This is a genomic window from Pseudomonas sp. LB3P93, from assembly GCF_054898025.1.
In genome coordinates, this window is sequence record NZ_CM142713.1 from 2915998 (window position 1) to 2942393 (window position 26396).

A 26396-nucleotide genomic window follows, 5' to 3' on the forward strand; every position below is an offset into this window, starting at 1 on the left:
CCCTTAAGAGGTGTCCGGAATTATTAGGCCAGTTCAGCTTGCTCGCGATAGCGGTCTGACATTCAACATTGATATTGACTGTCATGGCCTCATCGCGAGCAAGCTCGCTCCCACAAGTTGATTTTCGTTATTTCTGGAGGGCGATGGTGAGGGGCAACCGCGCCATGTTTTTCGCTTTCAGCGACCCCAGATACAACCAGTCCCCATACTCGCGCACCGTGGTAATCGGCGAGTAATTGCCGCTGCTCGCATCCTGCAGGTTGGCAATCACCTTGCCGTCAACGTCAAGGCCCAGTGCGAAGGCGCGCTTTTCCACCGGTTTGGGCAGCACCGTCATTGCCCGCACGATCATCTTGCGCACGAACGGGTGCGGCGCCGTGGCGTCAAGCAGTGCATTGCGCGGGGCGTAGAGCGCCACCCAGAAACGGTCGCGGCCATTGAAGGCGAGGTTGTCCGGCAGCCCCGGCAGATTGTCGATAAACACGTCGTGGGTGCCGGCTTTCGGCCCGGTCAGCCAATAACGGCTGATGCGATAGGCGCCCGTTTCGTTGACCAGCACAAAACTGTCATCCGGCCCCAGCGTCACACCGTTGGCGAATTCCAGCTTGTCGAGCAGCACCGTGGTCTTGCCGGTCTGAAAGTCATAGCGCAACAAACGGCCGTCGCCGCCGTGCTCAATGATCGCCTCGCCATCCTTGCCGTAGCCCCAGCGGCTGGAGGCGTCGCTGAAATAGGCGTAGTGCCCGGGCTTGTCGATGGCCACGTCATCGGTAAAGCCGAAGGGCACATCGCCCGCCGCAGTGGTCAGCGGGATCAATCGGCCTTGGGCATCCAGGGACAGCAAACCTTTGACGCCGTCAGCGATTACCAGCAATCCATTCGGGTGCCGTGCGAGGCCCAGCGGTCTGCCGCCGGTATCGGCCAGCACTTTGGTGACCTTGCCGTCGAGGCTGGTGCGGATCAGCCGGCCGTCGTGCAGACCGGTGATGAGTACGTTGTCTTCCAGTAACAGCGCCTCGGGCCCGTCGATGTCCGCCGGGCCGACACGCTCCACCCCTTTGAGACGCTGATTGTCGGCATACACGCCGCTGGTGAGGGAAGGCGCCGGTGGTGGAGTCCAGGCCACCGGCCGAACCTTGGTCGGGAACAACAGCAGAAAAGCCCCCAGGGCAATGATCAGCAGCAACAGCAGATTGCGAAACCTGAAGGCTCGTCTCACACGCTGACTCCTGCCGGCGTCAGGTGCTTTTGCGCCATCTCGCGCAACGCCAGCATTGACGCTGCGGATTCGCGCTCGATGCGCCGCTTGAGCAGCAGTTGATTGGTGATACGCATCGCCAGACCACTGAATTGATACTCCAGCGTACGCACAAAGCGTGTGCCTTCACCCTGTGCCTCGCATTCGTAGGTCACGACCAGCGACAACCCATGATCACCGCGCGCCCAGGCACTCCAGCGCCGTCCTGGCAGGTATTCGTTGACCTCCCAGCTCAAGTGTCCCGTACGCCCGCCGGCACGGATGTCCTCCTCGAACCGCTGGCCGGCATGCAGCGGGCCACCTTGCCCCTGGACCTTGAGGGAGGACGGATGCCACTCCGGCCAACGGGTGACGGTGCTGGCATAGGCGAGCACTTCAATCGGGTTTCCAGCGATAGCGATCTGGTGCTGCATGCGGGTCATGGTCGTTCTCGTCAGGGGCGGGGTGTCATGCTCCGGCTCCCAGTACAGGGTGCCGAACAGGTAGTCCATCAGCGGAAAAACGATATTGAAATTGCGTTCCTGCATCAGCTCGCGGCGGTGATGCAATTCATGCAGGCGGCGCATCTGGCGGATCCACGGCAGACGCGTGACCGGGTTTTCGTGGGGCAAGTGCTCGCAGGCATGAAACACCTCGTACATCAGGTAGCCCAGGACCAGACAGCCGCCAAACAATCCGGCAACGTTGGCGTCGACCTGCTTGAACAGCCACCAAAGGGGCAGGGTGATGACGACGGTGTGCACCACAATCAGCCAGGCCGGGAACAGAATCACCCGCCAGTCCCGGGCGCTGTCGTAAGTCATGTGGCCGGGGGCGAAAAAGCTGTGGTGGTCGCCGGCATGACGGGCGTAGAACATCCGCGCGAAGCTCTTTTTGTGATGCCCCAGATGTCGATGCACCATGTACACGCCAAAATTGAAAAACAACAGCGTCAGCGGCACCGCCAGCCATTCCAGCGGCTGGACCTGATGCACGGTGCTCCAGAACCCGCCGATGGCCAGCACCCCGAACAGCAGCACAAAGGCGCCGTGCAGCCAGGGGTTATAGCGGGGATGAATGTCAGCGCGATAGCGGCTGCGAAATGCCTGGGTGGTCTGCCTCACTGCGGTCACCTCTGGTTATAGTTATAACCAGCAGATTAGCTGATCTGCCTGCGCAGGCTTGAGCAAACCTGGAGGACACAAGCGCCATGATCCGGTGTATTCAGGTCAGCGGGTTCCAGCGCTGGGACCAGTCGTCGTCGGTTTTGATGACTTCACGCAATAAATCGAAGGCCCGTTGCAGGGTCGCAGAGTCCCGATCGCGCGAGTAAACCAGGTAGGTCGGGTAGCTGAATTCCGGAGCTTTGGGCACGGGCTCCAGCACGCCGTTTTCCAGGTAGCTCTGGACCACGCGGGTGCGGAAGTAACCGCTGCCGCCGTTTTCCAGGATGTATTGCAGGGCCAGCGGCCCGAGGTTGAAGCTCAGAGCGGCCTTTGCTTTTTCCGGTAATGCGGCATCGTGTTGCCGGCGGAAGTCCGGGCCCCAGTCGATGTACACGTAAGGATCGGGCCGCCCGGCGAGGCGGACGAGGATGAGTTTTTCTTCGAGGATCTGCTCGACTTGCAGACGCGGCCAATACTCGGGCTGATAGACCAGCGCCGCGTCCAGCACCCCCAGTTCCAGTTGGCGCAGCAGGTTTTCGCCGTCACGGATTTCCATGCGCAGGGCGTGGCTGGGAATCTTCTCGCGCAGCTCGCCGGCCCAACTGAGCATCAGCGGATTGCACAGGCTGACCTCGCCGCCGATATGCAGCACATCGCGGTAACCCTCGGGCAACGGCAAGTCCCGACGCGCAGCTTCCCAGGTCTCGACCAGTTGATTGGCGTACACCACAAAGGCCTCGCCATTGGGCGTCAGACGCGCACCGGCGCGGTTGCGCACGAACAGCGTGCTGCCCAGCTGGCTCTCGAGTTTTTGCACGCGCGCCGTGATTGCGGTCTGGGTGACGTGGAGTTTTTCGGCGGCGGCGGCAAGGCTGCCGTGGCGGACAATTTCCAGAAAGGTGCGAGCGAGATCGATGTCCATGGGGCGGCCGGTGCGGGAAGTGCAGGCATTGTAAACGGATCCTGCCGGAGCCGGTTCATGTAGCAGCTGCCGAAGGCTGCGTTCGGCTGCGTAGCAGTCGTAAATCCGGCTGTCTCGGTCTATCTGAAATACCGCAGTGCCTGATATTGCGACTGCTTCGCAGCCGAACGCAGCCTTCGGCAGCTGCTACAGGGGCTGTTCAGTTATGGGGCGCGCCAAAGCACTACACTGCAACCGTCTCTAGCCCATCGGCGCCATCCATGACGGCAAAGCACGCAGCAAATATCCTCGACACCACTGAAGGCCTGCGCCTGGCCGGCCGCGACGCCGAGGCCTGGCGCGAGTGGGGGCCTTATTTGAGCGAACGCCAATGGGGCACGGTGCGCGAGGACTACAGCGCGGATGGCGATGCCTGGCGGTATTTTCCCCATGATCACGCCCGCAGCCGTGCCTATCGATGGGGCGAGGACGGACTTGCCGGGTTTTGCGACAAGGCTCAACACTGGTGCCTGGGGCTGGGCCTGTGGAACGAGGCTGACCCGATTATCAAAGAGCGTCTGTTTGGCTTGAACAACGCTGAAGGCAATCACGGCGAGGACGTCAAAGAGCTGTATTTCTATGTCGATGGCGTGCCCAGTCATGCGTACATGCGCATGCTCTACAAATACCCGCAGGCCGAATTCCCCTATGCCGACCTGGTGGCCGAAAACGCTCGCCGTGGCCTGGCCGGCACCGAGTACGAAATCCTCGACACCGGCGTATTTGAAGACAACCGTTATTTCGACGTGACGGTGGAGTATGCCAAACACGCAGCTGATGACCTCTTCATGCGTGTCACCGTGCACAACCGCTCCGATCATCCGGCACGGCTGCACGTGTTGCCGCAGCTCTGGGCACGCAACACCTGGAGCTGGGCGCCGGACGGGCAGCCACCGAGCCTCACGCTGAGCGGCGATGAGGTCCTGGCCCGGCACCCGCAACTCGCTGATCGACAGGCCAGCGCCTGGGGCGAGGAGGACTGCCAATGGCTGTTCTGCAACAACGAGAGCAACTTCCCGAAACTCGATGGCGTGGAGGCGAGCGGTCCATTCAAGGATGGCATCAACGATTTTCTGGTCGCAGGCAACAACGATGCGATCCGTCATGACGCTGGAACCCGGGTGGCGGCGCACTTCACCCTGGATTTTGCAGCAGACCAAAGCCGATGCGTGTACCTGCGGTTCGCTCCGACCGGCGCAGTTCAAGTCAACGCCAACGCACTGTTCGAACGGCGTCGCGCCGAAGCCGATGATTTTTACGCGGCCCTGCAAGCCGGCATCGAAGATGCGGATGCGCGCAACGTTCAGCGTCAAGCCCTGGCCGGGTTGCTGTGGTCGAAACAGCTGTATTACTTCGACGTCAATCAGTGGCTCGACGGCGATCCCGCTCAACCGTCCCCACCGTCCGGGCGTAAGCACATTCGTAATACCCATTGGCGCCACCTGTCGAACTTCGACATCGTGTCCATGCCAGACACCTGGGAATACCCGTGGTACGCCTCGTGGGATCTGGGCTTTCAGGCCGTGGCGTTTGCGCTGATCGATCCCGGATTCGCCAAGCATCAACTATTGCTGCTGGTCAAAGACCGCTTTATGCACCCCAACGGCCAGTTACCGGCCTATGAGTGGCGTTTCGACGACGCCAACCCGCCGGTGCATGCCTGGGCCTGTTGGCGGGTGTATCAGCAGGACAAGGCGCTGACCGGCACAGGGGACATGGATTTCCTCGAGCGGATCTTCCACAAACTGCTGCTGAACTTTTCCTGGTGGGTCAATCGCAAGGACGCCGAAGGGCGCAACCTGTTCCAGGGCGGTTTCCTGGGGCTGGATAACATTGCTTTGTTCGATCGCTCGGCGCTGTTGCCGCCCGGCTATCAGCTCGATCAGGCCGACGGTACGGCGTGGGTCGCCGCCTATGCGCTGGACCTGATGCGCATCGCATTGGAGCTGGCCAGGCGCAACGCTGTGTACGTCGATATTGCGGTGAAGTTCTTCGAACACTTCCTCTACATTGCCGGGGCCATCAATCGGGTCGACTCCGATGCGGAGGGCCTGTGGGATGAACAGGACAAGTTCTTCTACGACGTCCTGCATCGCCCCGAAGGCGTGAATGAGCCGCTGCGTTTGCGCTCGATCGTCGGCTTGATGCCGCTGTTTGCCGTGCAGGTACTGGAGCAACACGAGCATGAAGGGTTACCCGGATTGCGCGAGCGGTTGCTCGGTTTCATGCGGCACCGCCCGGACCTCGCCAGCCTGGTTTCACGCTGGACCGAACCTGGCGAAGGCAACCGGATGCTCCTGGCACTGCTGCGTGGCGAGCGCACCAAGGACCTGCTCAAACGCATGCTTGATGAAAGCGAGTTTCTCTCCGAATTCGGTATTCGCTCATTGTCCAAAGCTTTCGCCGAACAGCCATTCGGCCTGCAAATCGATGGCGAACGGCTTTGTGCCCATTACGAGCCGGCAGAATCGGAATCGCGTCTGTACGGCGGCAACTCCAACTGGCGCGGGCCGGTGTGGATGCCGATCAACTACATGCTGATCGAATCCCTGCGCGAGTTTCATCGCTATTACGATCAGAACTTTTCGGTGGAGTACCCGAGGGGGTCGGGGTTTCTGGCGTCACTGGAAGAGGTGGCCGACAGCTTGAGCCAACGACTGACCCGGCTTGTGCTTCGCGACGAAGAGGGCAATCGGCCGTCAATGGCGGCGTATCCGCAGTTGCAGGCTGACCCCGCCAGCCGCGATCTGGTGCTGTTCCATGAGTATTTTCATGGGGAAACCGGACGCGGATTGGGGGCCAGCCATCAAACGGGATGGAGCGCGCTGATTGCGCTGTTGTTGCAGCCTTGATTGCGCAATCGCAGAGATTTGTGCCTGACGCAAAACCCCTGTGGGAGTGAGCCTGCTCGCGATATAGGTAGTCCGTTCCTTTCTCTTCCATACTGACTTCGCTGGAAGTTCGCTGTCGGCGAGGAAGGAACATGCACCTGCGGGCTACGAATATGCTCGCGAAGCACTCGATGATTACGCCATCACCTTCGAGCCCACAGGTGCGCTTGCGCCCTCTAACGAATTCTCAGGGAAAGCCCGACACGGCTCTCTATATCGCCTTCGCTGGACGCAAGCATGCATGTCCCTGCATGTACTTTAGCGCCTGTGGAGGTGTTCCATGCAAACGCTCCTGTCTCAGAGGTTCACTGCTTATATCGGAATTGATTGGGCAGATGCCAAGCACGACATCTGTTTGCAGATAACTGGAGAGGCTCAGCGGAGTTTCGAGGTCATCGACCACAAGCCCGAGTCGATTGATCGCTGGGCCAAGTCGCTGCATCAACGTTACGGTGGCCCGATCGCGGTCGCCGTGGAGCTGAACAAAGGGCCACTGATAGCGGCTCTGCAAAAATATGAGTTTTTTTGTATCTTTCCGATCAATCCGAGCACCTTGGCCCGGCACCGTAAAACCTTCGTCCCCAGTGGCGCCAAGGATGATCCAACGGATGCTCAATGGGCGCTTGAGCTGTTGCTGAATCACCCAGAACGGTTTCCTCAACTGGTCCAGCAAAGCTCCGCCATGCGTTCGCTCGCCAGTCTGACCGAACATCGCCGTGGGCTGGTCGATGACCGGGTCAAGATCAGCAACCGTCTGGTCTGCATGCTCAAACAGTATTATCCGTTGGCTCTTGAGCTGTTTCATGACCATGACACGCTGGTTTTCTGTGAGTTTTTGGCGCGCTGGTCGACATTTGAAGTGCTTAAGCGCGCTCGGCCGGCCAGCGTTTTGAAGTTCCTTCACGCGCATAATGTTCGCCATGCTGAACTCAATCAGCAGCGTTTGGCGTTGATCACCAAAGCCATGCCGTTGACTGAAGATCCAGGCGTGGTCAGTCCTTCAGCGCTGTATGTGCTGGCCCTGGTCTCGCAACTGAAAGGGGTCATCACGGCGATCAAAGACTTTGATCGGGAGATCGAAAAAACCGCCAATACCCTGGCCGACTACCGCCTCTTCCAGGCCTTGCCCGGCGCGGGGCAGCAGCTTGCGCCACGGTTGATGGTGGCTTTTGGTGAGCAGCGAGATCGCTTCAAGGATGCCAGTTCGATGCAGCGATACGCCGGGATCGCACCGGTTACCGAACGTAGCGGCAAGAAAAAAGTCGTTCATTGGCGCTATCAATGCGCAACTTTTTTGCGCCAGACCTTTGTTGAGTGGGCTGCACACAGCATCAATCAATCGGTGTGGGCAGAAGCTTATTATCGCCAGCAAAGGGCCAAAGGCTGCTCTTACCAAGCCGCCCTCAGGGCCTTGGCGTTCAAGTGGATCCGGATCGTTTATCGGTGCTGGAAGACCAGCACCGTGTACGACGAAAAGGTTTATTTACAGGCCTTGCTCCGGCACGGCTCGCCGTTGACCAGCGAGCTGAACACAGCAAAATCGCGTTGACGGAAAGGCTCAGGGCGTGATGGCGTCTTATCAGCTGACATCAATGTTGAATGACAGAATGCCTTCGCGAGCAGGCTCGCTCCTACAGGGGATTGTCGGTATTTGGCTTATGTAGCCGTGGCCAAACTCTGCGTCCGACTACGCTGCTGTGCCCACGGCGCCACCAGCCGCATCGGGGTGCCACACGCCTTGCGCTTGAACACAAAATCACGGCACTTCTCGGCGAACCGGTTGCGGTCGTGCACCATGTCCAGTTCCATCTGCTGCAGTTCGGCATTTCTGCAGTGCTGCATGAGTTGGGTATCGAACCGCTCCTTGCGCTCGCGCACAGCGGTATACGCCGGATCGGTCAGCGCATTGCCCGCCCGTTGCAACAACCACACACCAAAGGCTTCCGGGCAGCGTGGGCCGATTTCCTGAACCATGCCCAGTTGCATTGCCTGGGTCGCGCTGACCGGCAGGCATTCCTCGCAGAGTTTTTCCGCCATCTGCGCGCCGACGGCGCGGGGCAGGCTGTAGGTCCAGTATTCAGAGCCGTACAGACCCATGGTTTTGTAATGCGGGTTGAGCACGATTTCCGTGCGTGCGAAGACAAGGTCTGCGGCCAGCGCCAGCATCACGCCGCCAGCCCCGGCACTACCCGTCAGGCCGCTGACCACCAGTTGCCGGGCGCTGAGCAATTCCTTGCAGACGTCATCGATCGCCTGGATGTTGGCCCAGGCCTCAAGCTCCGGCGCCTCGGCGGCCTGGATCACGTTGAGGTGCACGCCGTTGGAGAAACTGCCGCGCCCGCCCTTGATCAGCAGCACCTGGGTGTCTCGGGATTTGGCCCAGCGCAGGGCGGTGACCAGTCGCTGGCATTGCTCCGTGCTCATGGCACCGTTGTAAAACTCGAAGGTCAGCTCGCCGACAGGCCCTGATTCACGGTAGCGGATCGGTTGATAGGTTTCGGTGCCAGGGGTTGAGGCGATCGATCCCTGGAGTATGGGCACGTCACTCAACTGTGCAGCGAGTACATGCCGGGCCGGACGTTTGAAGGTTTCTTCGCCGGGCCGGGGTTTAGGTCGCAACGAACCGATCCACACACTGCGATCGCCGGTGGCGACCAGTACCGCGTCGTCTCGTACCGCCAGAATCTCTCCAGGTGTGCCGCTGCGTGAATCCAGATGGGCGTCGTACACGTAATATTGGCCACCCGCCAGGCTCGCCAGAACACCGGGTTGTCCATCGGCGGCGTCGATGCAGCGTTTGATGAAACGTGAGCAGTCATGCCAGCTGAAGGTACGATCAGCCTGCTTCATGTTTGGCTGCAAGTGGCCCACTACTCGAGGGTGGTTATAGTCCACCGGCACTGGCATATAACCGTCGATGAATTTGTCCACGACATCACGAATGCAGCGGATCGCCGCATCGCTGACCGGGCCGTTATACAGCTCGGATTTGCGCAGGCCTTGGGGCAGGTTGAAATCGCAGGTGGACCAGACCGGCCCGGCGTCCATTTCTTCCACGGCTTGCAGCGCGGTGACACCCCAATGGGTCAACTCACGGGTGATGGCCCAGTCCAGTGCGCTGGCGCCACGGTCACCGACAATGCCCGGATGAATAATCACGACGGGGCGTTCACGGTTGCTCCACAATTGTTGCGGCACCCGGTCCTTGAGGAACGGGCAGATCACCAGGTCGGCGCCAGACTGTTCAATCTGTTCGCAGACTGTTTTTTCGTCGGTGAACAGCACTACGCTGGGGCAATGCCCCATTTCGCGTAACGCTAGCCAGGCTCTTTGACTCAGGCCATTGAATGCCGATGACAACAGAATAATGTTGAGTGGTCGCATGTTTGTCTCTTCCTTGAGGATGGCCGGCCATCGGCATCGAATGCGCCTTCATTGGCCTTCGATGAAAGTTATCGTGCGGGAATTACAGGCGTTGGAAGTTGACGTGGGTCAAACCATTCCTGCGTGTCTGATATTGAAAGAGTAGAACTAACGCCCTCGTACCTACACCTGTAAGAACTAACAGTTTTTTAGACGAGTTTGCGATGGCGGCGGTAGCTAAAGAAGGGGATTGATTAGCGACTGTGGCTACAGCTTGGGAGTCATGCCCGACGCAGAACCTTTGTGGGAGTGAGCCTGCTCGCGATGGTCCAGTCAACATCGACGGTGAATGTCAGACCGCTATCGCGAGCAGGCTCGCTCCTACAGGGGGATTTCGGTGTTTGTCAGGTCTTTGTTTAAAAGGCGAAACAGGAACAACCAAACACCCCCCAGAATCCCTGAAAGTCACTGACCGGCGCTGACGACAATCGCGCCCGTTCATGACTGTGCGCGTGCACCGCGCATGCGCCGACGCATTGATGCACCTGCGCCGTCAGTGGCGCCAGGGGTTTCCAGTGTCCCGGCACCTTGGCAACGGGCGACCATTCAGGCACCACAGGAACTGGCGGCGGCCCGAGTTTTTCGAACTCGACGGCGCCATAGACGATCTTCCCGTCAACGATGGTCAACACCGACTCAATCCATTTGACCGCTTCATCCTCGATGTGGAAGTAGTCCGCCGACAGCGCAATCAGGTCCGCCAGTTGCCCGACTTTGATCTGGCCTTTCTTGCCTTGTTCGGAGGAAAACCAGGCGCTGCCGTGGGTGAACAGTTCCAGCGCCGTGTCGCGGCTCAAGCCTTGCGGGTACAGCTCCAGGCCACCGACGGTACGACCGCTGACGAGCCAATACATCGAAGTCCAGGGGTTGTAGCTGGAGACGCGCGTGGCATCGGTGCCGGCGCCGACCGGAATGCCTTCGGCGAGCATGCGCGCGATTGGCGGTGTGTGTTCGGCGGCTTTGGCGCCGTAGCGGTCGACGAAGTATTCACCCTGAAAGGCCATGCGATCCTGAATGGCGATGCCGCCACCCAAGGCTTTCACCCGCTCAATGTTCTGCGGGGTGATGGTTTCGGCATGATCGAAAAACCACGGCAAACCGTCGAATGGAATGTCGCGATTGACCTTCTCGAACACGTTGAGCATGCGGCTGATGGATTCGTTGTAAGTGGCATGCAGGCGGAATGGCCAGCGTTGTTCCACCAGATGGCGCACCACCGGTTCCAGCTCCTGTTCCATGGTTTGCGGCAGGTCCGGACGTGGCTCGAGGAAGTCCTCGAAGTCTGCCGCCGAGAACACCAGCATTTCCCCGGCACCGTTGTGCCGCAGGAAGTCGTCGCCCTGGCCGTAATGGGAAGTGCTGGTCCAGTTTTTGAAGTCGGTCAGCTCTTCCTTGGGTTTTTGTGTAAACAGGTTGTAGGCGATGCGCACGGTGAGCTGTTGGTCTTTGGCCAGTTGCTGAATGACCTGATAGTCGTCCGGGTAGTTCTGATAACCGCCGCCAGCGTCGATGGCGCTGGTCACGCCGAGGCGGTTGAGTTCGCGCATGAACTGGCGGGTCGAGTTGACCTGATACTCCAATGGCAACTTCGGTCCCTTGGCCAGGGTCGAGTAGAGAATCATCGCGTTCGGGCGGGCGATCAGCATGCCGGTGGGATCGCCGTTGGCGTCACGCTGGATTTCTCCGCCCGGCGGATTCGGCGTGTCGCGGGTGTAACCGACCACTTTCAGCGCGGCGCGATTGAGCAGGGCGCGGTCGTACAAGTGCAGCACGAATACTGGCGTGTCGGGCGCGGCCTTGTTCAGCTCATCAATCGTCGGCAGGCGTTTCTCGGCAAACTGGAATTCATTCCAGCCACCGACCACTCGCACCCATTGTGGCGTGGGCGTGCGGTCGGCCTGGTCCTTGAGCATGCGCAAGGCATCGACCAGCGACGGCACACCTTCCCAGCGCAGTTCGAGGTTGTAGTTCAGGCCGCCGCGGATCAGGTGCAGGTGCGAGTCGTTTAGACCGGGAATCACCGTGCGGCCGTGCAAGTCGATGATTTGCGTGCCGGGGCCTTGCAGAGCCATGGCCTGGGCGTCGCTGCCGACCACCACGAAGCGTCCGTCCTTGATGGCGACGGCGCTGGCCTGGGGTTTCTTGCGATCGACGGTGTGCAAGCGTCCGTTGTACAGAATGAGGTCGGCGGGGGTATCGGGCATGGTTTTACTCCCTGCGAATAGCGGGCTGATCCAGGCACCGACGGCGCCTGCCGAAAGGCCTTGCAGTACACGTCGGCGATTGAATCCGTCGTGCTCGTCAGGTGGGCTCATGGCAGTGCTCCGCGCAAAATGATCGAGGGGCAAACAGCCGATGTCTGACGCATGCGGCCAGAAGGAATATAGACGGCAAATCCACAGGTAGCCGTTTTCCGGGGGCGGAAAACGACGAATCCCGCCTCGGGGGGCGGGATTCGTGTGCAGCCAGGGAGGTTTCCGGAGACGGAAACCGCCGTATTAGCTCGGGAACAGTTCGGACAGCTTCATGGCCAGCATCATGTCGCCTTCAGCGCGCAGTTTGCCGCCCATGAACGCTTGCATGCCGTCGGTCGAACCGTCGACGATGCCTTGCAGGGTTTCGCCGTCCATCACCAGAGTGACCTGGGCGTCAGGGTTTTCGCCTTCTTGCAGCTCGCAGGTGCTGTCTTTGACGATCAGCGAGAAGTTTTTGGTGTCGTCGATGCGGAAACCGAAGACCAGGTCCAGACCGGCAGCGGCGGCTGGGTTGAACTTGGCTTTCATTGCTTGTACGGCATCAGCTACGGAGGTCATGGTTCGATCCTTTCTTGGGTAGTTAGAGCTGGGTGATTACAGCCAGGGTCACAATAGTCCGGACTCAGCGAAACGTGATGAGTTCCGGTGCCTTCAACAGTTGCAAGTGCGCATGACTGTTGAAAGAAGACAGAGCCACCTCGCGACCGCGAAACTTCAGCAGGTTGAGCGAGGTGTTGACGATTTGCCAATTCAGTTCAAACGCCTGCCTTGCCGGCATTTGCGTAATGAGGTGCAGCAGGGCAGTGATGGTGCCGCCGGAGGTGAACACGGCGATTTTCTGGGTGTTGTCGGCGCTTTCGAGAATGCGGTGAAGACCGGCCTGCACGCGTTCGACAAAGCCCAGCCAGCTTTCAAGCCCCGGCGTGTCATAGGTGCCGGCGAGCCAGCGTTCGATGATCAGGGCGAAAATGCGCTGGAACTCGGCACGGTTTTGCGCGGCGTTGCGCAGGATCTCCAGTGCTTGCGGCTCATCCTCCAGCATGGCTGGCAGCAGCGCGCGGATCACCGCGTCGGCGTCGAATTCGTTGAAGGCGGAATCGATTTCCAGGGTCGGCACCGGCAGGCCCACGGCAGCGAACTGTTCCAGCGCGCTGTTGGCCGTATGTTGCTGGCGACGCAGGTCGCCCGAGAGGCAGCGGTCGAAGCTGACCCCCAGCTCGGCGAGGTGCTGGCCGAGGATTTCTGCCTGGCGAACACCGGTCGGCGACAGGACGTCATAGTCGTCTGCACCAAAGGAGGCCTGGCCATGTCGAATCAGATAGATGCTGCCCACGTCCGCGTCATCCCGGTACGTTGAAGGTTTGGCGAGGTTATGAGGATGACGGAGAGCTGTCAATGAAAAAACATACGCTTGTTTGAAATGCCCGTTACAGGCGTGTTGCCAGAGGTTTCACGGCTGGCCGCCGAGGCGGAGCATGGGTATGCTGACGTTGTCCCGCGCGTGTTTTAAGCCGCGCATCGTTTTGAAGGAGTCACTGTGGAGTTTTTGTCCGAGTACGCCAGTTTTCTGGCCAAGACCGTGACACTGGTGATCGCCATTCTGGTGGTCCTGGCCAGTTTCGCGTCGTTGCGCAGCAAAGGCCGGCGCAAGTCGGCCGGGCAGTTGCAAGTCAGCAAGCTGAACGATTTCTACAAAGGGCTGCGCGAACGCCTTGAGCAGACCTTGCTCGACAAGGACCAGCTCAAAGCCTTGCGCAAATCCCAGGCTAAAACCGATAAAAAGCAAAAGAAGAAACCCGAGGCCAAACCGCGGGTGTTCGTGCTGGATTTCGACGGCGACATCAAGGCGTCGGCCACTGAAAGCCTGCGCCACGAGATCACCGCATTGCTGACGTTGGCGACGCCAAAAGACGAAGTGGTACTGCGTCTGGAAAGTGGCGGTGGCATGGTTCACAGCTACGGCCTGGCGTCCTCGCAACTGGCGCGCATTCGCGACGCCGGCGTGCCGTTGACCATCTGCATCGACAAAGTTGCGGCCAGCGGTGGCTACATGATGGCGTGCATCGGCGAGAAGATCATCAGCGCCCCGTTCGCGATTCTGGGCTCGATCGGCGTAGTGGCGCAGTTGCCCAACGTCAATCGCTTGCTGAAAAAACACGACATCGACTTTGAAGTCCTGACGGCTGGCGAATACAAACGCACCTTGACCGTGTTTGGCGAAAACACCGAGAAAGGTCGCGAGAAGTTTCAGGAAGACCTGGACATCACCCACCAGCTGTTCAAGAACTTCGTCTCGCGTTATCGCCCGCAACTTGCCATCGACGAAGTCGCCACCGGTGAAATCTGGCTCGGCATCGCTGCGCTGGACAAACAGTTGGTGGATGAGCTGAAGACCAGCGACGAGTACCTCGCTGAACGCGCGAAGAAGTCCGAGCTGTACCACTTGCATTACGCCGAACGCAAAAGTCTGCAAGAACGTATCGGCATGGCGGCCAGTGGCTCGGTCGATCGCGTATTGCTGAGCTGGTGGAGCCGCTTGACCCAGCAACGCTTCTGGTAATTTTCAACGCTGAAGAAAAAATGAAACCGTGGATATCCACGGTTTTTTTTGGCCTTCAGAAAGGTCCACGGGAAAATAGCGAACTTTCCCAGGGCCATTGTCGACCGCTCCGGCTTTCGACTGGACTCAGGCCGGGTAGGGTGATGTTCCTGAAATGACTGCAATGGAATGCACCATGAATGAACCCGACGATAATGTTGCCGGCCCCCATCCAGCACCGACTCTGCCAATGCGCGACGAACTGAAAGCCGTGGTGGATCTCGCCTTGCCGCAATCCCCCGGCCAGTTTGGCGAACGCTTGATCAAGGAAAAGTGGGGGGCGGACATCGATCCGCAGTCGGCCTTGCTGGTCACGCTTGATTACCACTACAAGGGCCATCCCGCAGAAAACGGTATCGAGCAAGGGCGAGTAGCGAGTTCCCGTTCGCTGCTGCAAACGCTGTTGTCCAACCACCAGACCGTGGGTGACGGTCGTTTCGCTGAAACGGCATTCGGCCTGTACACGCCGCCGGACGTCGGCCCAACGGTGCGGATGGTCGAGAGCGTCGACGAATTCGCCGATCACGGCAGCGGCAATCACCAGACGTATGAAGGCATCTATCGCCAGACCACACCGCAAGCTTATGGGCCGCAGACACAGGTCAATCTCAGACCCGCCGATTTCAAAAAATGGGTCTGGGAACTGGAGTTAAAGAACTTGTACCAAGCGTATCTCGATCAGGTCTGGCCTGCCGATGACGTGCTCGTTGCGGCCACACCTTACGCCTTGAGAACGTCGGTCAAAGCAGCGTTCGTCATGGCCGCCTGGTTGCAGCATCATGAGCAACGCCTGACGCAAAAAGGTCTGGAGCTTGCGATGCGGGCGGCAGGTTTGCCAGCCGATCAGCCATGGGCAACGCTGACCCTCGAGCAACTGCAAGCACCGGCGCGCGTTCCTTCAACCGTCAAATTCGGCCTTCTGAAACTGTACCGTTACACCGCGACCGATATCTGGGTGTTCCGCGACACTGCCAGTGCCCGCGTGCTGGTGTACATCCCTGGCAATTCTTCTCCGTTGCATGAATTTGCCGATGCCACGCAACTGCACCAATGGATTGTCGCGCAGGGCAAGTCCAGCGAGGCCAAACAGGCATTGGCCCGCCACTTTGCCGAAGACGATCGTGAGGACGGCACGTTTCACGCCGGCGTGCTGACGGCGCTGGATGGCATGGCGCTTTTTCCCGCAAAACACTGGCTAACCCACAACGCCGGCTTCTTCAACAACGACGGCTATTGGGACCCGAACGAGTACATCAGCTACGACGATCCGGCCGTCGCCACCGATCCTTTTGCCCGATTGGTGCTGACGATGAAGCAGGCCGCTCGGTCAAGCCTCCAGACCATCCGTGACGATGCGCAGGTCAATCGCGATCAGTTGAGCGCTGTCGTCGAACCGATTGTGCAATGGGTCAACCGGTTTGCTCCGCTCGCCCTGTTCGTCCCTGGAGGCGAGGGGCTGCTGGCATTGGCCGGGCTCATTGACGCCGGTTTTGGTCTGAGTCAGGCGGTCAACGGCAACACCCCAAACCAACGTTCGGAAGGGCGGACACGCACGGTGTTTGGCTTGCTGAATGCGTTGCCGATGCTGGGTGCAGAGTCGGTTCTGAAGGGTGACGCTGCCGAGGCCAATAGCATGGCGGAGCGCGCCCGTGCGCCCGACGTTAATGAGCGAGAGTTGGGTGGCCAGCCAATGTCGGAACCGGCCGTTGCCCCCAAACCCTTGAACAATCGTGTCGAACTCATCCGTGGAATCGGCCCCTCGGTGGCCACCTTCAGTGATGAGGTCCTGGCGCAGATCGGCAATGTCAGCACGATTGACGACGACATGCTGCGGTTGATGCAAACGGGCCGCCCACCGACCCCCTTGCTCGCGGACACGATCAGCCGCTTCAAGATCGATCAGGACCTCGGTCCGGCGGGGAATCCCGTGTTATTCAATCAACGTTACGAAGCGCTTCAACGGTCGGAGCATGAATGGGTCCGACTGTTTCAACGCGAATATCCGGGCCTGCCGACAGTCGCCATCGAGCAAATGCTCGACCGCTATGGCGTCGACATTCGGCAAATGCCCGACGCTACCAAGACCAGGCAAGTATTCGCACGTCTGGACGACAAGGCACGGCAATACCAGCAGCACGTACGGCTCGATCGAGCTTATGAAGGCTTTTATCTGCAGTCGGTCGTGAGCGCCGAGACGGACACCCTGGCATTGCACTCCCTGAAAAACCTGCCCGGCTGGCCAAAAGATCTGCGAATCGAGATCCTCGACGGTTCGTCCACGGGCCGGGTTCTCGACCGATGTGGCCCCCTTGATACCCCTCATAACCGAAACGTCATCAAGGTGGGAAACCGTTACCGGCGACAAGGCCGGCAAACGGATTTCTACGATGCGGTCCTCGGTGTGCTGACGGACGAGGAGCGCTCAGCATTGCATCTCACGTCGCTGGATCCGGCCAGCGAGTTGCGGCTCTGCATCAGCGATCGTGCGTTGTCCCGTGACGAAACACTGCTGGGTTTGCAACGGCTGGACACCGGTCTGACCTTTGAGCGGCAGGGGCTGCGCGGCGGAGGCTACCCGACGACCCCGCAGGGCGAAGCCATGAAGTTGCAAGCGACCAAGTTGCAGATCAAGGACATTTACCCGGACATCACCGACGCGGGTATTGATCAGGTGTTGCAGTTCGCGGGTGTCAGGGTGCAGGCGTATATCGACCAGCTGAATCTGCAACTGCAACAGCTCAACACTGACCTGCGCGGCTGGGTCGATCAAGCGGCGCAAGACATTGCCGACATGGATATTCCCTTCGTGGCCATGGGTGATGATGAGGCAGAGGGCATGAACCATGCGCAAATTGCCGTGCACAATGCTCACCTGCTGCAAACCGCCCTGGACCAGGAACGAGGGGTCAGGACAGAGCTCGCCCAGGAGCTTGTCGCCATTTGGCAAAAGCGCGGGTCGCTGCAGGATCATGTCTATGCCGACGGGCAACTGCGTGGTGTCAGGCTGGACCTGACCTTCGAGGACTATCACCGATTACCCGCCCTGAATGTCAGGCTCACCGATGTGATCGAATTGTCGATGCGGGGTTTCCACCTGGCCGAGCAGGACAGTTTGAACGGGTTCCTGGAGAGTTTTCCAAACCTTGAAGTGTTGAATCTGGAACGTGTCGACTTGCGTCATTTCTTCGTGGGCGGCGACGCAGGGCGCGCCTTGCCGCCCGTCATTGGCCAGTTGACCCACCTGACTTCACTCAACCTGCGAGCCACTCAGCTGGTATTTTCCGAGAGCGCCGCTTCGCAATTGAGTGAGCTGACCCACTTGCAAACGCTGGACCTGAGCGACAACCCGTTGGGCGTGCCACCAGTGGTGCTGGGCATGAACAATTTACGCCAGCTCAACCTGAGGAATACCGGCATTACCCGCTGCCCGGTCGGGATCAGGGATGAGCCTTACCTGACGATGCTGGATTTGCGCGACAACCGTATTACGCGGGTGCCGCCAGCGGTAATCAATCAGGCGGTAACGGACGAGCGCGTGCTGCTCTGGGGGAATCCGTTGACCGACGAGGACACGTTGCGCCGGCTGGTCAGTCATCGTGAACAAACGGGAGTCAATGTGTGGTTGAGCGCACCGGGCGCCGACTATGGCGTGCCGACGGTGTGGTTACGAGACTGCGATGAAACGTTGCAACAGTCCCGCAAAGCCCTTTGGCAACGACTGGCAAGTAAACCCTCCGGTACGCGGTTTTTAGCCGTAATCGACCGGTTGAGCCTGACGGCCGACTTTCGGATCGATTATCTGTCGCTTCAGGCACGGGTCTGGCGAGTACTGCAAAAGGCAGATGCTACGGACGAAATGTGGAATCGAATCAGTCGTAGCAGCGGGCGGTTTGATCACCCATTGGCGGCGTTCAGGGCGCTGGAGGAGCGTGTCGGTTTGTAAGCGAAGGAGGGCGCCTTGAACCCCGGGCGGGGTTCAAGGCTTGCCGGTCAGCGGCGACGGAACAGCGGCAGCGGTTCGTCGGTGGCGGCCTGATAGGTCACCGAGAAGTCCTTGAGACCTTCAAGGGCTTCGTACGGGTCTTTGTCGGCGCGAATGGCAAACGCGTCGAACCCGCAGCGATGCAAATAGAACAACTGGTCGCGCAATACATCGCCAATCGCCCGCAGCTCACCTTTGAAACCGTAACGGTCACGCAGCAAGCGGGCGTTGGAGTAGTTGCGACCGTCGGTGAAGGCCGGGAAATTCAAGGCAATAACCTGGAAATTCGCCACGTCCTCACCGATCTCTTCGGCTTCTTCGTCAGCGTCCAGCCAAACGCCCAAGCCGCCATCACGGGCCTTGAGCATGCGGCTGTGTTCGCGCCACAGCGTCAGCGGGACGATCAGGTCGTCGCAGTTGCTGATCTCGTCGATGTTGAAGTCCTTGGGCAGCAAGTGCCAGGTTTCGTCGACGACCTCGTTGTTCTTAATGATTCGCTGCATAGACACGCTCCTTGAAGAGGTCGATGCCAATACGCTGATAGGTGTCGATGAAACGCTCGTCTTCGGTACGTTGTTCGATGTACACGTTGATCAGCTTTTCGATCACATCAGGCATGGCTTCCTGGGCGAAGGACGGGCCGAGGATCTTGCCCAGGCTGGCGTCGCGGCTGGCGCTACCACCGAGGGAAACCTGGTAGAACTCTTCGCCTTTCTTGTCCACCCCGAGAATGCCGATGTGGCCGACGTGGTGGTGACCACAGGCGTTCATGCAGCCGGAGATGTTCAGGTCCAGTTCGCCAATGTCGAACAGGTAGTCCAGATCGTCGAAGCGACGCTGGATCGACTCGGCAATCGGGATCGACTTGGCGTTGGCCAGCGAGCAGAAATCACCGCCAGGGCAGCAGATGATGTCGGTCAGCAAGCCGATGTTCGGCGTGGCGAAACCTTGTTCGCGCAACTCGCCCCACATCGCGAACAGTTGGGTCTGTTCAACGTCGGCCAGAATGATGTTCTGCTCGTGGGAGGTGCGCAGTTGACCGAAGCTGTAACGGTCGGCCAGGTCGGCCACGCCGTCGAGCTGCTTGTCGGTGATGTCGCCCGGTGCAACACCGGTCGGCTTCAGGGACAGGGTCACGGCCACATAACCCGGCTTCTTGTGGGCCAGGGTGTTGCGGGTGCGCCAGCGCGCAAAACCCGGGTGTTCTTTGTCGAGCTCGGCCAGCGCAGCGCTGTGGTTGTCCAGGGCCTTGTAGTCCGGGTCGACGAAGTGTTTGGCGACGCGATGCACTTCGGCTTCGGTCAGCGTGGTCTGGCCACCACGAAGGTGTTCCATTTCCGCGTCGACTTTCTGGGCGAAGACTTCAGGCGTAAGCGCCTTGACCAGAATCTTGATCCGCGCCTTGTACTTGTTGTCACGACGGCCATAGCGGTTGTAGACCCGCAGGATGGCGTCGAGGTAGCTCAACAGGTCTTGCCATGGCAGGAATTCATTGATGAACGCGCCTACAACCGGCGTACGGCCGAGGCCACCGCCCACCAGCACACGGAAGCCCAGCTCGCCCGCGGCGTTGTGCACCGGCTCAAGGCCGATGTCATGGACTTCGATGGCCGCACGGTCGGACGTCGAACCGTTGATCGCGATCTTGAACTTGCGTGGCAAGTAAGCGAATTCAGGGTGGAACGTGGTCCACTGACGAACGATCTCGCACCATGGGCGCGGGTCGATCAGCTCATCGGCAGCGACACCGGCGAACTGGTCGGTGGTGACGTTGCGCAGGCAGTTGCCGCTGGTCTGGATCGCGTGCATCTGCACGGTGGCCAGCTCGGCGAGGATGTCCGGGATGTCTTCCAGCGCCGGCCAGTTGAACTGCACGTTCTGCCGGGTACTGATGTGGGCATAGCCCTTGTCGTAGTCGCGGGCAATTTTGGCCATCATCCGCGTCTGGCGCGAGGTGAGCTGGCCGTAAGGCACCGCCACTCGCAACATCGGCGCGAAGCGTTGGACATAAAGCCCGTTTTGCAGGCGCAGGGGGCGGAATTCTTCTTCGCTCAGCTCGCCTGCCAGATAGCGTCGGGTCTGATCACGGAACTGCTTGACGCGGTCCTCGATGATCCGCTGATCGTACTCGTCGTATACGTACATATAAGTCCTGTTCTCAGGCTTGGGCCGGTCGGATCCCGTTGCGTTTTTTCGCCTGGAGGTCTCCGATACTGCCTCGGCAATTCTGCGCGCACGGCCGCGCACTCCCTACGGAGCCGGGGCAAGATACCAGTTTGCAGTTATGCGCAAAAGTGATGTTTGAGTATATGCAAAGAACCAAAACGACTAACGAGAACCGTTATTGATAAACCCGTATTTGTAGTGAGGGCAATCGTCGTCTTTACTGTGGTCGAGTCTTTATGCAATCACCGATAAAACCGACAAGAGGCGATGCAATGAGCAACCCTACCAAAGCAACAAAGCCTGATAGCACGGTCGATGCCTGGGCGATTCTGTTCCTGATCATCCTGGTCGTGGGTACTGCAGTATTTTGGGTCAGCCATCAATAACCGACCCCGTCCGGGCCCGGATCCGACGATTGTCGGACGAAAACCGGAATAAACCCCGTTTGCCGGGACTTCGCTGGCTATAATGCGCGGCGAAATTTCCGGGGGCTCGGACGTTAATGTTGAAGTTTTTCTACACCTTCCTGCTGATGCTGGGCGCGGCTTATGGCCCTGCTGCGCGTGCGGAGTCGGTGTTGTTCCTGAATCCCGGGAAGACGGACGAAGCCTTCTGGCTAAGCTATTCGCAATTCATGCAGGCAGCCGCCACGGATCTGGGCATTGACCTGCGAATTCTCTATTCCCAACGCATGCCTGAACTCACCGTGGCGCAAGCCCGCCTCGCGCTGCAAGGTCCCGATCGTCCGGACTATCTGGTGTTCGTCAACGAACACTACGTCGCCCCGCAGATTTTGCGTCTGGCCCAGGGCAGTGGGGTCAAGCTGTTTACGGTCAACGCTGCGCTGACGGCCAATCAACTGAGCCTGCTGGGCGAACGCTCTGACCGGTTGGGTAGCCTGGTGCCGAACGATGAGGAGGGCGGCTACCTGATGCTCAAGGAGCTGATTCGCCAGCATCCACCGGTGGCACCCGGTCAGGTCATCGACTTACTGGCGTTTTCCGGCCTGAAGATCACACCGTCGGCGCAATTGCGCGAGCAAGGCATGATGCGCGCCTTGGCCGAACACCCTGAAGTGCGCTTGCGCCAACTGGTTTACAGCGGCTGGAACCGGGGACGGGCCTATGAACAGGCCAAATTGCTGTTCCGGCGTTACCCGAATGTCTCGTTGGTGTGGTCTGCCAACGACGAAATGGCCTTTGGTGCCATGCAGGCGTTTTCGGAGGCGGGTGGAGAACCCGGCAAAGACGCGTTGTTCAGCGCAGTGAACACGTCGCCCGCCGCGTTGCAGGCGATGGTTGACGGTCGGATGAGCGTGTTGTTGGGCGGGCATTTCACGTTGGGCGGTTGGGCGCTGGTGGAGTTGCACGACCTGGAACGGGGCGTGGATCTGGAACAGTACGGCGGGCGCGACCGGCTGATTCCATTACTGCAACTGATCGACAAAGCCCAGGCCAAACGCCTGCTGGCCATGGGCGCGTCACCGAACTATGGGGTGAACTTCCGTCGTCTGTCGGCCAAGGGCCGGCCGTCGTCCTATCGCTATCCGTTCAGCCTGCAAACCCTGATGCGCTAAACCCCGGCCAGATGCACCACCAGCTGCACGATGCCGAACAGCGTCAATGCAAACACCGCCGTGAACAGAATCCCCAGAATTACGAAATGACTCGGCTTTCCGTGGGTGAAATCCCGCGCCCGATTCTTCCCGCTCTGCACCCCGAACGCCGCCGCCATGACGCTGTGCAGCATCTGCCAGAAGGTTGGCGGCTTGTTGTCGACTGGATCGTCCATAAATCCCTCGTCACCAATATGTGAAAAGTAAGCATAGACAATCTATTTGGAGGCGACACAAACCCTGTGGGAGCGGGCTTGCCCGCGATGGCGGACTGGCAGTCACAAATAATGTTGACTGGAAGGGCCTCATCGCGGGCAAGCCCGCTCCCACAGGAATCTTTGTCAGCCACGGTATTGTGGCTGGGAGGCGGCTTAGTTGTCGTAACCGAGGTTCGGCGCCAGCCAGCGTTCGGTCACGCTCAACTCCTGACCTTTGCGCGACGTGTAGCTCTGCACCTGGTCCTTGTCGATCTTGCCCACGGCAAAATACTGCGCCTGCGGGTGAGCGAAGTACCAGCCGCTGACCGCTGCCGCCGGGAACATCGCGTAGTGCTCGGTGAGAAACACGCCGCTGCGGCCGGCCTGCATTTCGCGGGCTTCGGGATCGAGCAATGCAAACAGGGCGCTTTTCTCGGTGTGATCCGGGCAGGCCGGGTAGCCGGGAGCAGGGCGGATGCCGGTGTATTGCTCTTTGATCAGCGCCTCGTTGTCGAGCGTCTCGTCCTTGGCATAACCCCAGTAGTCTTTACGCACTTGCTGGTGCAGCCATTCGGCGCACGCCTCGGCCAAACGGTCGGCCAAAGCCTTGACCATGATCGAGTTGTAATCGTCGCCAGCGTCCTGATAAGCCTTGGCCACCTCCTCGGCGCCGATCCCGGCGGTGGTGATGAAGCCACCCACGTAGTCGGTGATTTCGCTGTCCTTCGGCGCGACGAAATCGGCGAGGGAGAAGTTCGGCTTGCCGTCGGTCTTGATGATCTGCTGACGCAGGTGATGCAGCTTGGCAATCGCCTTGCCGTCATCGCCGTAGACTTCGATGTCATCCTCACGCACCTGGTTGGCGGGCCAGAAGCCGAACACCGCACGGGCGCTGATGAGTTTTTCGTCGATCAGTTTGGCCAGCATTTCCTGGGCGTCGGCGTACAGCGAGGTGGCGGCTTCGCCGACGACTTCATCGGTGAGGATGCGCGGGAACTTGCCGGCCAGGTCCCAGGAGATAAAGAACGGCGTCCAGTCGATGTATTCGGCCAGGACTTTCAGGTCGATGTTGTCCAGCACTTTGGAACCGGTGAAGGTCGGTTTCACCGGCTCATAGGCGCTCCAGTCGAACTGCGGCTTCTTGGCGATGGCGGCCGGGTAGCTCAGGCGTTCGGTGCGGGCGCTGCGGTTGGCGGTGCGCTCGCGAACGTCGATGTATTCCAGGCGGGTTTTCTCGACGAACGCAGGTTTCAGTTCCTTGGACAGCAACTGCGTCGCCACGCCGACAGCGCGGGAGGCGTCGGTGACGTAGATCACCGCATCGTTGCTGTACTTCGGCTCGATCTTCACCGCCGTGTGCGCCTTGGAGGTGGTCGCGCCACCGATCATCAACGGCAGATGGAAGTCCTGACGCTGCATCTCGCGGGCTACGTGGACCATTTCATCCAGCGAAGGCGTGATCAGGCCGGACAGGCCAATGATGTCGCACTTCTGTTCCTTGGCCACCTGCAGGATTTTCTCTGCAGGCACCATCACGCCGAGGTCGACGATGTCGTAGCCGTTACAGCCCAGCACTACGCCGACGATGTTCTTGCCGATGTCGTGCACGTCGCCTTTCACCGTGGCCATCAGGATCTTGCCCTTGGCTTCCGGCTTGTCGCCTTTTTCCAGTTCGATGAACGGGATCAAGTGCGCCACGGCCTGCTTCATCACGCGGGCGGATTTCACCACCTGCGGCAGGAACATTTTGCCGGCGCCGAACAGGTCGCCGACGATGTTCATACCCGACATCAGCGGGCCTTCGATCACTTCGATCGGACGCGTGAACGACTGACGCGATTCTTCGGTGTCTTCGACGATGTGCGTGGTGATGCCCTTGACCAGTGCATGCTCCAAACGCTTGTTGACGGGCCAGCCGCGCCACTCTTCGGTCTCGGCTTCCTTGACGCTGCCATCGCCCTTGTACTTATCGGCGATGGCGAGGAGGGCGTCGGTGCCTTCCGGCGTGCGGTTGAGTACCACGTCTTCGACCGCATCACGCAGCTCGGCCGGGATCTGGTCGTAGATCTCCAGCTGACCGGCGTTAACGATACCCATGGTCAGGCCGTTGCGGATCGCATACAGCAGGAACACCGAGTGAATCGCCTCACGCACCGGGTTGTTGCCGCGGAACGAGAACGACACGTTGGACACGCCGCCGGAGGTCAGTGCGTACGGCAGCTCGTCACGGATGTAGGCGCAAGCATTGATGAAGTCCACCGCGTAGTTGTTGTGTTCTTCAATACCGGTGGCCACGGCAAAGATGTTCGGGTCGAAGATGATGTCTTCCGGCGGGAAGCCGACTTCGTTGACCAGAATGTCGTAGGAGCGTTTGCAGATTTCTTTCTTGCGCGCTTCAGTGTCGGCCTGGCCGGCTTCGTCGAACGCCATTACGACCACGGCGGCGCCATAGCGCTTGCACAGTTTGGCGTGGTGAATGAACTGCTCGACGCCTTCTTTCATGCTGATCGAGTTGACGATGCCCTTGCCCTGGATGCACTTGAGGCCGGCTTCGATCACTTCCCACTTGGAGGAGTCGATCATGATCGGCACGCGAGAGATGTCCGGTTCACCGGCAATCAGATTGAGGAAGGTCACCATGGCCTTCTTCGAATCGAGCATCCCTTCGTCCATGTTGATGTCGATCACCTGGGCGCCGGCTTCGACCTGTTGCAAGGCGACTTCCAGGGCTTCGGTGTAATTGTCTTCACGGATCAGACGGGCGAACTTGGCGGAGCCGGTGATGTTGGTGCGCTCGCCGACGTTGACGAACAGCGAACTGCGATCGATGGTGAACGGTTCCAGACCCGAGAGGCGGCAAGCCTTGGGGATCTCCGGGATTTCACGCGGTGCATAACCGGCCACGGCTTTGGCGATGGCTTCGATGTGGCCCGGCGTGGTGCCGCAGCAGCCGCCGACGATGTTGAGGAAGCCGCTTTGGGCAAACTCTTCGATGACCTTGGCGGTTTCCGACGGCAGTTCGTCGTACTCGCCGAATTCGTTCGGCAGGCCGGCGTTCGGGTGCGCCGAGACATGGGTGCCGGCCTTGTTCGACAGTTCTTCCAGGTACGGACGCAATTCACTGGCGCCGAGGGCGCAGTTCAGGCCGACGGAAATCGGCTTGGCGTGGGCCACCGAGTTCCAGAACGCTTCGGTGGTCTGGCCCGACAGGGTACGGCCGGAGGCGTCGGTGATGGTGCCGGAAATCATGATCGGCAGTTCGACGCCCAGTTCTTCGTAAACCCCTTGCACGGCGAAGATCGCGGCTTTGGCGTTCAAGGTGTCGAAAATGGTTTCGATCAGGATCAGGTCGGCGCCGCCTTCGATCAGGCCCTTGGTGGCCTCGGTGTAGTTTTCCACCAGTTCATCGAAGGTCACGTTGCGGTAGCCGGGGTTGTTCACGTCCGGTGACAGCGAGCAGGTGCGGCTGGTCGGGCCGAGCACGCCGGCGACGAAGCGTGGCTTGTCCGGGTTCTCGTGGGTTTTCGCATCGGCGACCTTGCGCGCCAGGCGGGCGCCTTCTACGTTCAGTTCGTAGGCCAGTTCTTCCATGCCGTAATCGGCCATGGAAATCCGGGTGGCGTTGAAGGTGTTGGTTTCCAGAATGTCGGCGCCGGCATCCAGGTAGGCTTTCTCGATGCCGCCGATTATGTCCGGGCGCGTCAATATCAGAAGGTCGTTGTTACCTTTGACGTCGCTCGGCCAGTCAGCAAAGCGTTTGCCGCGATAATCCTGCTCTTCAAGCTTGTAGCTCTGGATCATCGTGCCCATACCGCCATCGAGAATCAGGATGCGCTCTTTGAGGGCGTGCTTGAGAGCTTGAAGGCGAACACTGCGATCGGACATTGGGACTACTCGGAAAGAC

The 26396-nt window shown here is 59.6% G+C and carries 16 protein-coding genes; 5 read left to right on the top strand and 11 right to left on the bottom strand.

Annotated features, from left to right (window positions below; genetic code table 11):
• Positions 1 to 127 precede the first annotated feature (127 nt).
• From ACYZT8_RS13265 to ACYZT8_RS13275, 3 genes are all read right to left on the bottom strand, one after another.
• A complete protein-coding gene (locus ACYZT8_RS13265; RefSeq protein WP_461981755.1) occupies positions 128 to 1219 on the bottom strand; it encodes an SMP-30/gluconolactonase/LRE family protein in 1092 nt (363 codons plus the stop codon).
• Positions 1216 to 2361 (bottom strand): SRPBCC family protein, encoded by a 1146-nt coding sequence (locus ACYZT8_RS13270; protein ID WP_461981757.1) that lies wholly within the window; start codon positions 2359 to 2361, stop codon positions 1216 to 1218. Before ACYZT8_RS13270 ends, ACYZT8_RS13265 begins: the two co-directional genes overlap by 4 nt.
• Positions 2362 to 2461: 100 nt before the next feature.
• The gene (locus tag ACYZT8_RS13275) at positions 2462 to 3325 is read right to left on the bottom strand and encodes a LysR family transcriptional regulator (protein ID WP_461958592.1); all 864 of its coding nucleotides are present in this window, start codon (positions 3323 to 3325) and stop codon (positions 2462 to 2464) included.
• 260 nt (positions 3326 to 3585) lie between these two features.
• Here ACYZT8_RS13275 and ACYZT8_RS13280 point away from each other — a divergent pair, with 260 nt between their 5' ends.
• Entirely contained in the window at positions 3586 to 6216 is a 2631-nt protein-coding gene (locus ACYZT8_RS13280; protein WP_461981759.1) for an MGH1-like glycoside hydrolase domain-containing protein, read from the top strand.
• A gap of 319 nt (positions 6217 to 6535) precedes the next feature.
• Positions 6536 to 7804 carry an IS110 family RNA-guided transposase gene (locus ACYZT8_RS13285; protein WP_461973989.1) on the top strand — a complete coding sequence of 423 codons (1269 nt, stop codon included), beginning with the start codon at positions 6536 to 6538 and terminating at the stop codon, positions 7802 to 7804.
• A 107-nt stretch (positions 7805 to 7911) separates the two neighbouring features.
• Here the strand turns inward: ACYZT8_RS13285 and ACYZT8_RS13290 are convergent, their stop codons facing one another.
• From ACYZT8_RS13290 to ACYZT8_RS13305, 4 genes are all read right to left on the bottom strand, one after another.
• On the bottom strand, positions 7912 to 9639 hold the full coding sequence (locus tag ACYZT8_RS13290) for a hydrogenase maturation protein (protein ID WP_461981761.1): 1728 nt from the start codon (positions 9637 to 9639) through the stop codon (positions 7912 to 7914).
• A gap of 395 nt (positions 9640 to 10034) precedes the next feature.
• Positions 10035 to 11882 carry an amidohydrolase gene (locus tag ACYZT8_RS13295; RefSeq protein WP_461982456.1) on the bottom strand — a complete coding sequence of 616 codons (1848 nt, stop codon included), beginning with the start codon at positions 11880 to 11882 and terminating at the stop codon, positions 10035 to 10037.
• Positions 11883 to 12176: 294 nt separating this feature from the next.
• Entirely contained in the window at positions 12177 to 12491 is a 315-nt protein-coding gene (locus ACYZT8_RS13300) for an SCP2 sterol-binding domain-containing protein (protein ID WP_007946492.1), read from the bottom strand.
• Between the two features lie 64 nt (positions 12492 to 12555).
• Positions 12556 to 13266 carry a histidine phosphatase family protein gene (locus tag ACYZT8_RS13305; protein WP_461981763.1) on the bottom strand — a complete coding sequence of 237 codons (711 nt, stop codon included), beginning with the start codon at positions 13264 to 13266 and terminating at the stop codon, positions 12556 to 12558.
• A 204-nt stretch (positions 13267 to 13470) separates the two neighbouring features.
• On the opposite strand from ACYZT8_RS13305, the gene sohB reads away from it, so the two are divergent.
• Together sohB and ACYZT8_RS13315 are read left to right on the top strand one after the other, a co-directional pair.
• Positions 13471 to 14493 (top strand): protease SohB, encoded by a 1023-nt coding sequence (gene sohB / locus ACYZT8_RS13310; RefSeq protein WP_461981765.1) that lies wholly within the window; start codon positions 13471 to 13473, stop codon positions 14491 to 14493.
• 175 nt (positions 14494 to 14668) lie between these two features.
• Entirely contained in the window at positions 14669 to 18475 is a 3807-nt protein-coding gene (locus ACYZT8_RS13315) for a dermonecrotic toxin domain-containing protein (protein ID WP_461981767.1), read from the top strand.
• Positions 18476 to 18522: 47 nt separating this feature from the next.
• Here ACYZT8_RS13315 and ACYZT8_RS13320 read toward each other — a convergent pair whose 3' ends face one another.
• A complete protein-coding gene (locus ACYZT8_RS13320; protein ID WP_461981769.1) occupies positions 18523 to 19017 on the bottom strand; it encodes a DUF934 domain-containing protein in 495 nt (164 codons plus the stop codon).
• Entirely contained in the window at positions 19001 to 20659 is a 1659-nt protein-coding gene (locus ACYZT8_RS13325; RefSeq protein ID WP_461981771.1) for a nitrite/sulfite reductase, read from the bottom strand. Before ACYZT8_RS13325 ends, ACYZT8_RS13320 begins: the two co-directional genes overlap by 17 nt.
• Before the next feature lie 523 nt (positions 20660 to 21182).
• Between ACYZT8_RS13325 and ACYZT8_RS13330 the strand changes: the two genes are divergently transcribed.
• Complete coding sequence (locus tag ACYZT8_RS13330) at positions 21183 to 22256, top strand: ABC transporter substrate-binding protein (RefSeq protein WP_461981773.1); 1074 nt, start codon at positions 21183 to 21185, stop codon at positions 22254 to 22256.
• Here ACYZT8_RS13330 and ACYZT8_RS13335 read toward each other — a convergent pair.
• Both ACYZT8_RS13335 and metH read right to left on the bottom strand, forming a co-directional pair.
• Positions 22253 to 22471 carry a DUF2970 domain-containing protein gene (locus ACYZT8_RS13335; protein ID WP_438659021.1) on the bottom strand — a complete coding sequence of 73 codons (219 nt, stop codon included), beginning with the start codon at positions 22469 to 22471 and terminating at the stop codon, positions 22253 to 22255. The two genes, ACYZT8_RS13330 and ACYZT8_RS13335, sit on opposite strands and share 4 nt — an antisense overlap.
• A gap of 195 nt (positions 22472 to 22666) precedes the next feature.
• Positions 22667 to 26377, bottom strand: coding sequence for a methionine synthase (gene metH / locus ACYZT8_RS13340; RefSeq protein WP_461981775.1), 3711 nt, complete (start codon positions 26375 to 26377; stop codon positions 22667 to 22669).
• Positions 26378 to 26396: the final 19 nt, after the last annotated feature.